Here is a 13724-nt window from a genome sequence, read left to right as displayed (position 1 = left end):
TCGAGCTTACCGAAGCGGCCCCTGGATGTCGATCGGCTTTTCCGATCTATCCACAACTCTTCGAAGGCGAGCGTCCAGGGCGTCGATGTCCGCGGTTTCGCATTGCCAGATCGTGGCGACGCGCCAGCCGAGCGATTCCAAACGTTCCTCGTTCGTTCTATCTCGTTCGCGGTTACGCGCAAGTTTCGGGAGCCAATAATCCTGGCGGGATTTGGGGAGCTGGCCCTTCGGGCAGCCGTGCCAGTGCCAGAAGCAACCATGCACGAAGATCGCCAGTTGGCGGCCTGGCAGGACGATATCCGGCTTTCCCGGCAGGTCCTTTCGGTGAAGCCGGAAGCGGTAGCCCAGAGCGTGCAGCCGGCGACGCACGACGATTTCAGGGCCGGTGTTTTTGGTCCCGACCGCCTGCATGATCCGTCGTCGCTGTTCCAGGCTGCGCGTGTCCATCGCTGCGCTCGATAACCCCTGTATTTGCCTTACACCCCTGGAAGGGGTCGAAGCGCCGTCCAACCGGGGCTTGGGGTCGTGAAACCGGGAACCCCTGCCCCGTTCGGAACCTCGGCGGATTGGAGCCGATCTGCTTTCGGAGCCGTCCCTTGCTTGAGCCCGAAGAAGGGCCGCCGGGCGCTGAGGATCAAGGGCGCGAAGCGGGACCGGAGCCACGCGCAGCATCTTCGATGCGAGCATGGCGAGGACCCACCCCTTGAGGCTCTGCGTTCGGTGGACCAGGGCTCATTCCAAGCAAGGGAACGGCATCTGCAAAGCTTCGATCTGCTTTTGGTGAGTCCTGAAGCGAAAACCTTCTGGTGTTAGTATGTGTTAAATATAGTGTTAAGCTGTGGATAAGTCCCCACAAGTGACTGAATCAAAAAACTTTTTCAGATCGCCCGGTAACTGAAACCACGAATCTGGGTAACTGAAATCCCGGATTCGGTACCTGAAACCACGAATCTCGCCTGTGGGTAACTGATAACACGAATCTTGACCGCGGTACCTGAAACCACGAACATCAGGCATGGTCACTGAAACCACGAACAATCTTGCTCCCCTCCTGCCGGATCGCCACCCGCAGCATGATCTTTTCATCTGCGACGTGGCCGACGCGGTACTCAAAGATGTCATGCAGCATATGGAGCATCCATTTTACTCCCTCTCGAAGAAGCCTGAAACTTCCGTTCGTAGATACGAACATAATGGGAATTGGCTTGAAATAACGCCAAGCGTTAAGGGCCTGGCTACAATATATGATAAAGATATACTTATTTATTGCATTTCGCAAATCGTCGCGAAAGTCCGGCGCGGGGAGGAAATCACGTCGCCGCGGGTCCGCATAAACTCGCGAGACCTTTTGATATTTACGAACCGAGGCACGAGCGGCCGGGACTACATGGCTCTGATCGAGGCTCTTGATCGCCTCGAAGGGACACGGATTCGCACCAACATCATCACTGGGGACGAAGAACAGATCGACGGCTTCGGCCTGATCGACGCCTCGTCAATCCGCCGGAAGCACGGTCTCGACGGTCGATTGCTCTGGTGCGAAGTGAAACTGTCGGATTGGGTGTTCAACGCGATCCGCGCCCATGAGGTTCTGACGCTTCACCGGGACTATTTCCGGCTCCGCAAACCGATCGAGCGCCGGGTCTACGAGCTGGCTCGCAAGCATTGCGGCCAGCAAGACAGTTGGCGAATCGGCCTGGGGCTGCTGCTCAAAAAGTCGGGCTCGCAAAGCCCCGAGAAGCGCTTCCGGCAGATGATCCGGCATCTCGCCGAGCACGACCACCTTCCCGACTACAGCGTGTCATTCAACGCCGAGACGGACGTTGTGACGTTCACGAACCGCGGCTCGATGAGCGCCGCCCTGCCCTCTTCGTCCTGGTCAGGTCCGCTCGACCCCGAGGTCTACCACGAGGCTCGCGAAGCGGCCCCGTCCTGGGACGTTCACTATCTCGAATCGGAATGGCGCAACTGGTGCGGCCGAGAGGAAATCGCACCTAAAGCGCCGGAGCGGCATTTTCTGCGCTTCTGCAAAAGCTGGTATGAAAAGCGTGGGCGCGCGTAGGATAGCTATTAGATAGCCGTTAGCTATCCAGATACTCGCGTTCGAGAAGGGCGACGGCGTGCTCAAGCGTCTCGCCGATGCCCCACCCTTGCCGGTCTGCGATGGCGCAAAACGCCTCGATCGTCTCCGGCTTGGCTTTGATGTTGAACTGCGCGCTTCGGCCGGTGCGTCGGCGGCGCTGCTGTCTAGGGGCTGGTGCTGCCGTCGCCTCGCGGCTCCGAAACCCGGCGGCTTCGGCCAGTTTCTTCGTCTCGTCGGGCTTCGGTGCAGGTTCCCGCACCTTCGGCTTCGATGTCCATGCTTCGGGATCGAAGCTTTCCAGCTCGTCCCCGAATCCGAGATCGGCGCGTTCCTTGCTCATCTCACACCGCCTTTGCCACGGCCTGCGCATCTTTCAGCCGTGCCAGCACTTCCCCGGCGAACTCGCGTGCGTTCTGAACCGCCCGATCGAGATTGCTCACCTGGCCGGGATCGAGCGCAGACAGACCCCCACCATAGTCGAACATGTCCCGGTAGGCGGCGCGCTCGACGATCGGCGTCTCGAACATGTCGATGCCGCCGCGAAGAAGCTGCTCGCGCACGTTGCGGAGCGCGCGTGACATGATCGCTGCGCTCGTGCGGGTGAGAACGACGCCATAAGGGATTTCTCGGCGCGCCATGCGCGCCTGGTTGCGGATGAGCTTGATCGTCTTCGCCCCCCCGCGCGCATCCATGGAAGACCCTTGCAGCGGCACCACCACAAGATCGGCCATCCCGATCGCGTTGGCGACCATGAGGCTCGCTGTGCCTTCCAAGTCGACGATGACGAACTGCGCTCGCTCTGAGGCTTCATCGATCGCATCGACGATCCCGTCTTCGCTGACGCCCTCGACGATTTCGATGTTCTCCGGGCGGCCGTCCAGCCGGCCCCATTGGGAAATCCACCGCTCGGGGTCGGCGTCGATGACGACCACGCGCGCGCCTCGGTCGGCGAGCTGCGTTGCAAGCAGCAGGGCGGTGGTGGTCTTGCCTGAGCCCCCCTTGGGGTTGGCGAAGCAAATTACTGGCATGGCGGTTTGATCCTCGTCGGGTGCGAGGCCCTTTCAGAATTGAGTCTGCCACTACGCAACAGCCCCGTAAACCGATAGCTACCAGATATCCACAACCTATAAGAGATATCTGGTAGCTATCGGATATCATTTTAGCCCTGCGAGACGTGCAGTCCCGTCATCCCGAGACCCCGCGCCACCACATAGCGCTGTAGGGGGCTCGGGATGACATCGGCCGCAAGGCCGATATCCGGGTGAAGAGCTGGGGCTTCCGTGGTCTACTGCTGGCATGCACCGGCCTGGACCGCGGAGAAGCACATGCCCGACGATCCCGAATTCTCGACCTTCATGCGCGAATTCGTGGAAGCGGAGGCGGCGAGGAAGACCGTGCAGCGGGAACCGATCACGCCCGAGAAATACGACTTCGATCCGGCCAAGTTCCCGGACATCCCCACCTCGAACGAGCTGTCCACGCTCATCGACAACCGGGCGACGCCGGCTCCTGCACCAGCCCCCGGCGGCTCGAGCGCCGGAACGGTCTCGCAAGTCGATGCGGCCTTCGAGCGGGAGCGCGAGGAACGGATAGAATTCCTGCGCGAGCGCCTGGGTCAGCGACAGGAGACCTTCGAACAGGACTTCGACGACGCGAGCGGCCTGGACCCCTGATCGATCTCAAATTTGCGCGGCGGCGATCCGATCTGCTATCGTCTAGGAATGAAGAGATTTTATCATTCCAGAGAAGAGGCATTGAAGCACGCGGCGACGGAGATGCGCATTCTTCGCCATAAGGACGACACGGAACACGCCGTCCACATGGAGAAGCGCCAATGGCACGCCTACGACTTCATCACCGGGCGCATCTACGGCCACCAATATGTGACCGACGCGCAGCTTCGAGACTGGATCGAAGAGTGCATGGAAGGCACCCCTGGCACGAGCTTCGCCACGGCCTTCGAGCAACTGGTCAACTACATCTATGGCGGCCTCACCGGCCGGGGAGCACATCAAGCTTGATGCCGCCTCACGGCTCGTAGGTCGGCCCCGGATCGGGGTCTTGCGGCTTCCCGCGATCCTGTTCCGTCTTCTGCTCGTCCGCGATCCGCTGCACCTGGTCCTTGAAGAAATCCGCATCAGGCGGCCCGTCGCCCCGGCTGCGCTCCGCCCGTGACGGTTCCTGCGCGCGCCGGTCCCGAGGCGGGGCAGGGGGCTCGGCCGGCTTCTTGGGCGGCTCCGGCCTGGGGGGAGCCTTGCCTTCGTCGTTCGCAGCCTGCCGGCGAGGCTCGGGCGCAGCCCGACCGCCGCCGGCCTGAGCTTGGCGGGTCTGCTGCTCCTGAACCTGAGCCGATCGCTTCCATTCGGCGACCTGCTGCGTCATCGCCGCTTGCGCCTGGGCGCGTTCGGCTTCGCGATACTGCAAGTCGAGCTGCTGGCGCTGCACCGCCTCGAAATGCCGATCCTGAAGCGCGCGTAGCTCGGCGCTGCGCCGGGCGCGCACTTCGAGGAATTCGGCCGCGTAGCGCGCCTTCACGGCCTGCTGGTGCACGGCGTGTTCGCGTCTGGCCTGGGTTTCGACCTCTTGGCGTTCCCTGGCCTGGCGAGCGTCCAGCTCGGCCCGCTCGCGGTCCTGGGCCTCGCGGGTGCGGCCGGTGATGTCCACCATGCGCAGGAACCGGGCCGCAAATCGCGCCTGAGCCTCCTGGAGGGCCGCTGAGCGCCGGGCCTGATCTTCGGCGAGGGAAACCCGCTTCGCCTCCCAAAGCCGCTCCACGGCGATCCTGGCCCACTCCTGCTCGTCGTCGCGCCGGGCCTGGATGTCCTCGCGCGCAGCGCGGGCCTTCATGCGCACCTGGTCCCGGTCCCGTTCCTGCCGGCGGGCCTCGGCGATGCGCTCGCGTTCGAGCACGCGATCCTTGGCGATCTGCTCGCGCTCGAACTCGGCCCATTTGCGGGTTTCGAAGTCGGGCGAGCGGGCGGCCCGCTCGATGTTGAGATCCACGATCTCGGCGTTGCGCTCCTTGCGGGTGCGCCCGAGGTCGATGTCGGGATAGGGGGTCTTGTCGCGATACTGCGTCCGTCGCCAAGAGCGCTCGGGCGTCTCGCGGCTTTCCGGCCGGCGCTTGTGGGTCTCCACATGCTGGGCCTGCGGCCCGATGTGGATTTGCGGCGTGCGCTCGCTGCCTTGGTCTTCAAGGCTGCGCCGGTCGATCCGGGCCTCGATGCCTTCGCGCTCCAAGGTGTCGTTGCAGGTCCGTTCCCAGAGCGAGCGCACATGCTGCACGGGGTGGTCATCGGGACGGCCGGCCTTCTGCCAGTCCCGCGCCGAATCCGACAGCCGCACATGCCGCTTGCCGGTTTCGATGTCCCGATCCCGGATCACCAGATGCACATGGGGATTGTGGGCGTCCTTCCCGGTCTGGTGGATCGCGGCATACCACGGCACGCGGCCTTCGGTGAGCCGTTCGGCGAAGTCCTGGACGAGCGCGGCGCGCTGCACCTCGTCTAGCTCGAAGGGCAGGGCGATCCTAATCTTGTCCACGACGCGGGCGTTCTTGCGATCGGCCCGCTCGCCGCGATCAAGGAAGGCGCGGGCCTCGTTCGGGTCGTCGGGCATGCGGCCGGCCATCAAATGAGGCTGCGCGTCCTGGCGGGCGATGTAGCGGATGTGCGCGCCGGCCGTGCCTTCGGCATGGGTACGGCGGCCTATGGAGCGCATGTTCAGACTGTAGATGGCCACCCTGCGGACCCCTTGCGTTGTTGCGAACGAAACCGTTCGCAATCACCGCGATCCCATGGGTCTGGCAGGTCGATTGCGATGCCTTGGCGGGACAAGCAGTCTCCCTTGCGGAAGCCGGTGGCCAAACCGGCTGCATCCAAGGACGTCCCGCGCAAAAGGCGAAGCCGCGATCGCACCGAGGCCAGAGCGCGCAAGCGCGGCGAGGCTCGGATGCGACCGCCGACATGGAGACCGGGCGTCCCGGTCTTCAGGTCGACGATCGCGAAACATGTTTCGCGCGATGCCGCAGGCGTCGAGGGATGCCTAGCGGCGGGGTCTGTGACCCCAAGAGCGTTTCAAGCCTGTCATGGCGTCTGAATGACTAGGCCCGTGCGGCTATGAGCACATCGGCCCAAGGGGCCGACAGCGCGCGGGTTTGCTTGCAAACCCAAAAGTGCGCTCTCCACATTTTCCCATAACATTCCTTAAGTACAGGTTAATGGCATCAGGGTCACCCCGGTTCAACTCTGACCCGTTCCTGCACCGGCCTCACGACGCCGCCGTTCGGGTCTTTTCGAACGATCCGCGCTTCCTTGGACGCGCAGCCCCGGCTTAGGATGAATGGACGGGGTTTCCACCTGAACGGGGGACGGGGTGCAGCGGTTCTTCATCCGCTTGCTGCTGAACGCGGCCATGCTCGGCGTCCTGGCGCTGCTGCTCCGGTATGTCCTGAGCCTGCCGCCGGTCGCCGCCATGGTGGAGCACCCGGTCTTCATCGGCGCGGTGACGCTGCTCGCAGGTGGCTTCGCGGCCTCGGTCGCGCTGCACCTGCTCTATTGCATCGTCGCCCGCCGCCTCGGCGTCTGGAACCCTGGAACCTATCACCTGTGGCTCTGGCTGCCCTGGCGGCCGCTCGCGCAAGCCTGGCTGAACTTCGGAGCCTGGCGCGATCGCGAATGGTCCGCGGGCCGCAAGGCCACGGGCGGCTTCGCCGGCATCCTGGCGAAGCTCTGCCTGGTCTATCGCCCCGGCGACGTGCTGCTCGGGCGCATGTCGATCATGGGCTTCGGGCTGTTCCAGCCTCTCGGAACCAAGCTCGAACGCCATCTCTTCATGTTCGCCAGCACCGGGGCGGGCAAGACCACCCTGCTCATCACCATGCTGGGGCTTCACCCCGGCAATGCCTTCGTGATCGACCCGAAGGGGCAGATCGCGAAAATCCTGCACCGCCGGCGCGGGCGGGGCGGCAACGGCGTCGTCGGCGTGGGCAAGGACGTCGCCGTGCTCGACCCCTACGGCATCGTTCCCGGCGTGACCTCCGCGACCTGGAACCCGCTTGAGGAAATCGAACGCGCGATAGAGCGCGAAGGCCCCGAAGGCGCGGTGAAGTATGCGGAGAAAATCTCCGAAGGGCTGGTGCGGATCGAAGGGCGTCAGCCCTTCTTCCCGCGCGCCGCGCGGAAGTTCCTCACCGGCCTGATCCTGCACGTCCTCACCACGGAACCCCGCGAGAAGCGCAACATCCTGCGCGTCTGCGAGCTGGTGAACCTGGGCTACTCGGGCGAGATGCGCGAAGAGATGCGCAAGCAGCTCAATCGCGATCCGACCTCGGTCGAAGGCTTCGCGGCCCTGCTGACGGCGATGCGCCGGAACCGGCGCTATTCGGCGATCTCGGCCGCCGCGACGATGTTCGACGACGCCCGCTCCGCGGGCGACGTGATGGCGACGCTGAAGGTGAGCCTGGGCGTCTACGACAACGAACAGCTCCGCGCGATCTCGAAGCGGTCCAGCTTTTCGTTGCACGACCTGAAGCTCGGCAATCAGGACGTGTTCGTCTGCGCGCCGACCGGCGCGCTCAGCGTCGAGCTGTCGGGCTGGTTCCGCATGCTCACGGTCTTCGGCCTGGGCGTGTTCGAGTACATCCCCGGCGACCTGAAGCCGAAATGCTTCTTCGCCATCGACGAGCTGCCCAGCCTCGGCACGATCGAGAAGCTGGCCGTGGGGCCGGCTGTGCTGCGCGCCTACGGCGTCCAGCTTCTCGGCATCTCCCAGGACATCGACACGCTGAAGAAAGCCTATCCCGAGTCCTGGACGACCTGGATCGGCAACGCCGATGCGGTCTACTGGATGGCCAGCAACGACACCCCGACCCTCGACTATCTCGGCAAGATGATCGGCGCGAAGACCCGCGCCCGCGCCATCGGCGGCGGGGGCGAAGACCGCGAGGTGATGAGCCCCGAACAGCTTCGCCGCTACCTCGATCCCGACACCGGCAACATGATCGTCACGCGCTTCGGCAAGCGCGCCCTGCGCGTGAAAACCGCGCCCTATTACACGGAGCTGCCGGTCGCCTTCTACGACCCGGACCCGGACCACCAGGAACGCGGGATGCGCGCGGCAACGCGCCAAAGCCCGATCTCGATCGGGGCGGGGGGCGGCATCAAGCAAATCGCGCAGGAAGCCCAGAAAGCGCTCGCGCCGCCGGAGCCTCTGACGGTCTCGCGGGACCAGGCGCTTGCGATGTTCGGGTTGCAGGAGGGATTCCGACGGGCCGACCTCGATGCGCGACGTAGGCAAATGCACAACGCCGCCGGGTCGGATCAGATGATCGAAGCCATTGAGCTGGCCTATCTCCGGCTCATTGAGCGAGAGGGGGTTTAGTCCATGCCGTTGGGACGTAGGGAGAAGCCTTCTTCGAAAGCCATGTCTTCAGCGAGTTCGGTGATCTCGAACTCGCGTGCTTCGGGCTCAAATCCGATCTCCGTCATCAACAGGACGTGGAGATACATGTACGCTGCGGATGTCAGGTACTCTGCATCGTGGGCCAATTTGGCTTTGACGAAGAACCTCTCTGGGTTCGCAACCTCGCGCCACTCGTCCCCAAATTCTGCCCGGAAGGCCGTTGGCAGCCTCGCCAATAGGCGCACGACCTCCAAACATTCAGTGTTCGGCGCACGATCTTTGAACGCCAACGCAAGTTGTTTTCTAAATTCTGCAAATTCTTCTTTTTCCAAAACATCTTTATTATCTCACAAACAACACAACGAAATCAAATAGGCCGCGGACGATGACCCTAAACGAAGCTTTCGACATTCTCGGCGTTTCTCGGAATGCGTCTGGCCCGATGCTACGCGCAGCGATGAAGGCGCGCCTGGAAGAGGCCGGCACCAAGTTAGAAGAGCGCCTAATCAAGCAGGCGTATCTTGTCGCAACTGGCACCCAGAGCGCAGAACCTGACAAACCCCCTCCGCCTGCTGCGCCGTCCTCCAAGTCCGCGGTGGTAGTCAAAAAAACGAGTGTCGTGGTTCATACTCGAACTGCGCGCCCCACTGACTCTAAAAAAGCGACACCATCTATCAAGCTTGATTTCGAATCGCCACCCCACCTATTTCCGTCTCGAATATTCCGCGCCAAGGAGTCTTTTTCGAACTGGATTCAAGGAAAAAATGGGCCTTCTCTTCGGAATTGGTCTGTTTGCACCTTGCCCGGCAATCGCCACTTTCTGAGCGCCGGTGAGTCCGGCTGCTACAAATGGGAGATCTCGACAGGGAAAGTTGTTGCTCGGCTTCGCGCGCAAGGTGGAGACTTGTTTAGCGTCAGAACTAATCAATCTGGCTCCCTTGCGCTCACAACCGGCATTAGTCAGACCGTTTCACTTATTGACGTAGCATCTGGAAAGCAACTGTCCACGTTCTCTGGCCATGGCTATTGGTCACGAGATGCCATTTTTTTGCCCGGTGATAATGAGTTTTTGAGCGTTGGATGGGATGGAAATTTGTTAATACATGACATATCGGCGGCCACGAACAAGACACTATGCAGTGTCAGCATCTCCGGCCATTCAAATTCCCGCGCGGCACTACACTCAATTCATGGCCTGACAAAGGATGGGCATGCAATTGTATGCGCGAATGGCGGGCATGTATTTAGCATCCCAACTGATAGATATCAGCATGTCGAAATCCCGGACAGCTACCTCGCCGACTCTAGACGCTATACAACAGCCGGATTCAACAAAGATCATGAGATTGCAATCCACCCTATCAGACACAGGGATCACGTCGAGCTTGCCGTATTTGATACCAACCAAAAGACGAAGTCAAAATCGATTAATCTAAAAGATTTCGATGTTCGCCATATCGCTATCTCGCCCACTGGAAGACAATTCGTGACGCTTGGGGATCATGGAATTTACATCTGGTCTACTGATACGATGGCCCCAAACACAAGACTTTTGGCTAGCGACAAGCATTCCACCTTTGAATCAGCATCATTCTCGGAGGATGGATCATCCCTATTTGTTACTGGCAGCGACCCAGCAATATATATGTGGCGCTTTTAGGTGTGCTTTAACGGTCGTTTTTGACACGGCGGCGCGACCGGCGCGAAACAAGGCTGTGGGCAACGTCAAAAACCCCCTCCAAAACCTTTCGGGTTTTGGAGCGTTTTTGATACCCTGAGCGCATGATCATCGGTTACGCCCGCGTCTCCACCGCAGACCAATCCCTCGACGCCCAGACGGACGCCCTCACGGCCGCAGGCGTCGAGCGCATGTTCGCCGACAAGATCACCGGCACGGCGCGCAAGCGTCCCGAGCTGGACCGCATGCTCGATCAGCTCCGCCCTGGCGACGTGGTGGTGGTCGCCAAGTACGACCGCCTCGCCAGGTCCCTGCATGACCTCCTGGACATCGTGAAGACCGTCCAAGACGCCGGAGCGGGCTTCCGCTCCCTGGCCGAGGACATTGACACCACGACCCCGGCGGGCCGTCTGGTGTTCCATGTCTTCGCCTCGATCGCGCAGTTTGAGCGCGAGCGGATTTCAGAGAGGACCAAGGAAGGGCTGGAAGCTGCGCGCAAGCGCGGGCGCTTCGGCGGCCGGCCTGCGGCCCTCAGCAATGCTCAGAGGGACGAGGCGCGGCGCATGCGGGATGAGGACGGGCGCAGCCTGGCCGAGATCGCCCGGCTCTTCGGGGTCAGCGTATCCACAGTGCGGCGCGCGTAGGCCCTGAGCTAAGCTCGGTGCATACGTTCAACAAGGTAGTGCAGCCCTAATAACGTCACGACAAGCAAGCTTGAAATAATCCATACGTAGATACCCCACGCCAGCATTCGCAACGCTCCGAAGGCCCACTTCACCCACTCAATATCTGGCAATATCACCACTATATGAGTCTGAATTACCCCAAAAACATACAAAATAATTGCCAATGATGCACAATAACCAAACAAAATAGATAGGAACCTACGGCGCGTTAGTGTTTCCTTTATCTCTGCACCCTGCCGCACAGAGATTAACGTTGGAGCCCGGCCTTTCATCAACTGATCGAGGTTTTCGTTCGAAAAACTTGACACCGCCGCCAGGGCAGCGATGTAAAAACCAACAAGAATTCCCACTAATGAATTTACGTCTTTTATTAATTCCCCCCTATCGAAAGTCAAAAATTCCCCACCCTTCCAGATGAAGAGGCCAAATACTATTGAAAATATAGCGGTCGGGTATATCCACTGATACCACACAATGTCCTCGCTCTTCAGCCGCAAGAACGAGAACACCGTAAATATTTTGGCATGCTTCCTGAAAGACATATCAGTCGCCCACGTTCTTCGCGACTTCAACCATCTTTCTAATCATATCTTGGCGAAAATCCTCATAGCGCGGCGGCAATGGAGGATCAAAATCGCTCACGATCTCGTTTTGAACGAATGCCTGCTCAAGAATTTCATCGCCATTGTGATGTACTTCAGTTCGCCTTATCTGCCCATTGTCGGCCTTTATTCTGACAAAAATTTGCCTTTCGCCATCGCCGTCCCGGAATTTCTTAAAGAAATCGCCAACCTTAGTAAAAACCGTTTTGGCCTGGTCTTCCGTAACCTTCTTCTTAACTTCCCACCGCGCTTCATGCACAACGTCTTCGATTATTGGGTCTTCATCGAGTCCGTCATCGTGATTTTCCTCATATGAAATAAACTCGATGTCCTGGAGCACACCTGTTCGCAGCGCTTCACGAATAGTTTTAGACTGATGCCCTTCTATCTCAAATACGGGTCGAAAACTTTTATCCTTACCGTCATCGTCTTTCGCGGATTTTTCATAGAGAGGATTCTTGAAAATCCACGTTAGGTGATCTTTCACCGACGAGAGATGAAGACCCGGCACTTTCTCAATGAGAATCAGATGTCGTCCAGTCTTATCTGGAGATTTCTTTATAAGAACGTGAGCAGCATAGTGACTACCTTCGTTCAATTCTTTCGATATGTCTCTAGTTTTCTTGGTATCGAAATGAAGAAATGAAACGCCAGTTACATTCTTATCTCCAAGTTGTATAATTAGTTTATAATAGTCATTACTTTTGTCTACATTCTCGCACCACATTATTTTTGAGTTTCTTGAGTACATTCGATAATGATCGCCGCGATCTTTTCGATCTTTCATCGCATTTATTAAATCCACCAAATTGAAATTCGGCGCATAGCTGGGCGACTTCGCGCGGTTCCGAATAGCAAGCTTCCCCACAACGACCCACCGATAATTTGACGGCAATGCCATTCGTTCCCCCTTCGATGCCTTCGCTTATTCGTTCACAAAAATTAACGATAGTCCCGGATCGCGTCATTATCGAGCTGTTTCGCCGGCACGAGCCGGTAGTGCCGCTCTTCGACGACCTTGATCTCGTCGCCCTGAAGCGTCAGCTCGAAAAGCGCAATGACCTGGTCGCTCATGAACTGAGCGGCGATCGCCCGGCACCGCATGCCGGGGAACTTCTGCTCCACGTAGCGCACGTCCTGGGCGACCTGGACGATCCCGATCTGGTCTTTGCCGCCCTTCGCCTGGACCGGGATCACATAGTGGCAGCCCCGCTTGTCGAGACCGACATACAGCTCGTCGATCTCGATCTGGCCCATGCCTTTGACGGTCGTGCGAAGGTGGTTCTGAAGGCTGTAGGTGGTGAGCCCGAGGAAGGTGTCGATCAGCCGGTTGTACCGCACGATCGCCAAGAGCGCCTGCTCGTCGTCGAGCGCATAGGCGCGGATCAGCTCGGGCGTTGCGTCGGGGATGGCGATCGTCACCAGGTCTTCGCGCGGCAGCACTCGATTGATCTTCACGAGGCTGAAGCGGTAGCGGGCGCGGCCGGCCAGCTCGATCACCCATTCCCTGCCCGGCGTCTGGGTCGCCGCCACGCGCTCGGGAAGGTCGGTGCGGAAGCGGAAGGAATAGATCACGTCCCCGAGGTTGTCGGGGAGCGGGATATCCAACTCGGCCGCCGCGTCCTTGATCTCCTGGCGGTCGAACTCGAAGGCGGTTTCGCCCTCGCGCCAGTGGTCGAAGAAAATCTTCTCGATGAGCGCCTGGTAGCGGTTTCGCGCCTTAGCCATGCATCCCTGCCTGGGCCGCGAGGCGCTCGCGCTCGATGTCGATCTGCTTGCGCTTGGTCGCCCCGCTCTTGCGGTCGCGCCGGCCCGAGGGAGCGTCCACGCCGAAATGCGCCGCCGCGCCCGACATGTCGAGCGCCAGAAGGCCGGGATCGCCCAGCTCGACGATGCCCTTCGGGCGGGTCGGAACGACGCCCAGGGCGTCCATCACCTGGCCGGCGATCGCCCTGGCGAGCGGCGGGGGCACGGCGTTGCCGATCTGGCGCGCTCCGTGCCACTTGGTGACGTTGAAGCGGAACCAGTCCGGGAAGCCGTGCAGCCGCGCCATCTCGCGCACGGTGACGCAGCGGGCGTAGCGGTAGTGGATGGGCCGCGGGCTGGTGAACGCGCCCCTAGCCCCGTCCGTGCCCGCTCTGAGCGTGTTGGAGACGCCCTGCTCGGGCAGCTTGAAGAAGCGGCTGATCGGCTCGACGGAGCCGGGCTCGGTCTCGGCGAAGCGCCTGCGGGAAATCTCGGTGTGGCCCGTGCGGGCGCTCGACGTGAGAAGC

15 protein-coding genes are annotated in these 13724 nt (G+C 60.5%); 6 read left to right on the top strand and 9 right to left on the bottom strand.

Annotated features, from left to right (window positions below; all coding sequences use genetic code 11):
* Positions 1 to 6 precede the first annotated feature (6 nt).
* Positions 7 to 447, bottom strand: coding sequence for a very short patch repair endonuclease (locus BM064_RS25750; RefSeq protein WP_092866211.1), 441 nt, complete (start codon positions 445 to 447; stop codon positions 7 to 9).
* A 673-nt stretch (positions 448 to 1120) separates the two neighbouring features.
* Between BM064_RS25750 and BM064_RS25745 the strand changes: the two genes are divergently transcribed.
* Complete coding sequence (locus BM064_RS25745) at positions 1121 to 2062, top strand: replication initiator protein A (protein WP_342741399.1); 942 nt, start codon at positions 1121 to 1123, stop codon at positions 2060 to 2062.
* Positions 2063 to 2081: 19 nt separating this feature from the next.
* On the opposite strand, the gene BM064_RS25740 is transcribed toward BM064_RS25745, so the two are convergent.
* On the bottom strand, positions 2082 to 2423 hold the full coding sequence (locus tag BM064_RS25740) for a stability/partitioning determinant (RefSeq protein ID WP_092866205.1): 342 nt from the start codon (positions 2421 to 2423) through the stop codon (positions 2082 to 2084).
* Position 2424: 1 nt separating this feature from the next.
* On the bottom strand, positions 2425 to 3111 hold the full coding sequence (locus tag BM064_RS25735) for a ParA family protein (protein ID WP_092866201.1): 687 nt from the start codon (positions 3109 to 3111) through the stop codon (positions 2425 to 2427).
* Between the two features lie 297 nt (positions 3112 to 3408).
* Between BM064_RS25735 and BM064_RS25730 the strand changes: the two genes are divergently transcribed.
* Both BM064_RS25730 and BM064_RS25725 read left to right on the top strand, forming a co-directional pair.
* A complete protein-coding gene (locus BM064_RS25730; protein ID WP_092866198.1) occupies positions 3409 to 3756 on the top strand; it encodes a hypothetical protein in 348 nt (115 codons plus the stop codon).
* An 81-nt stretch (positions 3757 to 3837) separates the two neighbouring features.
* Positions 3838 to 4104: a hypothetical protein gene (locus tag BM064_RS25725; RefSeq protein ID WP_092866195.1), complete on the top strand. Its 267-nt coding sequence runs from the start codon at positions 3838 to 3840 to the stop codon at positions 4102 to 4104.
* A gap of 7 nt (positions 4105 to 4111) precedes the next feature.
* Here BM064_RS25725 and BM064_RS25720 read toward each other — a convergent pair whose 3' ends face one another.
* Positions 4112 to 5824, bottom strand: coding sequence for a MobA/MobL family protein (locus BM064_RS25720; RefSeq protein ID WP_092866192.1), 1713 nt, complete (start codon positions 5822 to 5824; stop codon positions 4112 to 4114).
* Between the two features lie 633 nt (positions 5825 to 6457).
* Here BM064_RS25720 and BM064_RS25715 point away from each other — a divergent pair.
* Positions 6458 to 8464 carry a type IV secretory system conjugative DNA transfer family protein gene (locus tag BM064_RS25715; protein WP_092866189.1) on the top strand — a complete coding sequence of 669 codons (2007 nt, stop codon included), beginning with the start codon at positions 6458 to 6460 and terminating at the stop codon, positions 8462 to 8464.
* Here BM064_RS25715 and BM064_RS25710 read toward each other — a convergent pair.
* Positions 8461 to 8817, bottom strand: coding sequence for a hypothetical protein (locus BM064_RS25710; RefSeq protein WP_143103471.1), 357 nt, complete (start codon positions 8815 to 8817; stop codon positions 8461 to 8463). The two genes, BM064_RS25715 and BM064_RS25710, sit on opposite strands and share 4 nt — an antisense overlap.
* A gap of 53 nt (positions 8818 to 8870) precedes the next feature.
* Here BM064_RS25710 and BM064_RS27230 point away from each other — a divergent pair, with 53 nt between their 5' ends.
* Entirely contained in the window at positions 8871 to 10145 is a 1275-nt protein-coding gene (locus BM064_RS27230; RefSeq protein ID WP_143103470.1) for a WD40 repeat domain-containing protein, read from the top strand.
* A gap of 122 nt (positions 10146 to 10267) precedes the next feature.
* Entirely contained in the window at positions 10268 to 10807 is a 540-nt protein-coding gene (locus BM064_RS25705) for a recombinase family protein (protein WP_092866183.1), read from the top strand.
* An 8-nt stretch (positions 10808 to 10815) separates the two neighbouring features.
* On the opposite strand, the gene BM064_RS27225 is transcribed toward BM064_RS25705, so the two are convergent.
* The 4 genes from BM064_RS27225 to BM064_RS25690 all read right to left on the bottom strand — a co-directional run.
* On the bottom strand, positions 10816 to 11391 hold the full coding sequence (locus tag BM064_RS27225) for a hypothetical protein (protein ID WP_143103469.1): 576 nt from the start codon (positions 11389 to 11391) through the stop codon (positions 10816 to 10818).
* 1 nt (position 11392) lies between these two features.
* Complete coding sequence (locus tag BM064_RS27220; protein ID WP_143103468.1) at positions 11393 to 12352, bottom strand: hypothetical protein; 960 nt, start codon at positions 12350 to 12352, stop codon at positions 11393 to 11395.
* A 41-nt stretch (positions 12353 to 12393) separates the two neighbouring features.
* Complete coding sequence (locus tag BM064_RS25695) at positions 12394 to 13179, bottom strand: endonuclease (RefSeq protein WP_092866177.1); 786 nt, start codon at positions 13177 to 13179, stop codon at positions 12394 to 12396.
* Positions 13172 to 13724 (bottom strand): DNA cytosine methyltransferase (locus BM064_RS25690; protein ID WP_143103467.1); only part of this gene is annotated, 553 nt, incomplete at its 5' end. The genes BM064_RS25690 and BM064_RS25695, both read right to left, overlap by 8 nt.

It is taken from the genome of Albimonas pacifica (assembly GCF_900113695.1).
In the GTDB taxonomy this organism is placed as follows: domain Bacteria; phylum Pseudomonadota; class Alphaproteobacteria; order Rhodobacterales; family Rhodobacteraceae; genus Albimonas; species Albimonas pacifica.
The sequence above is the reverse complement of the archived record's forward strand: the minus strand, read 5'-3'. Positions and strand labels throughout refer to the sequence as shown.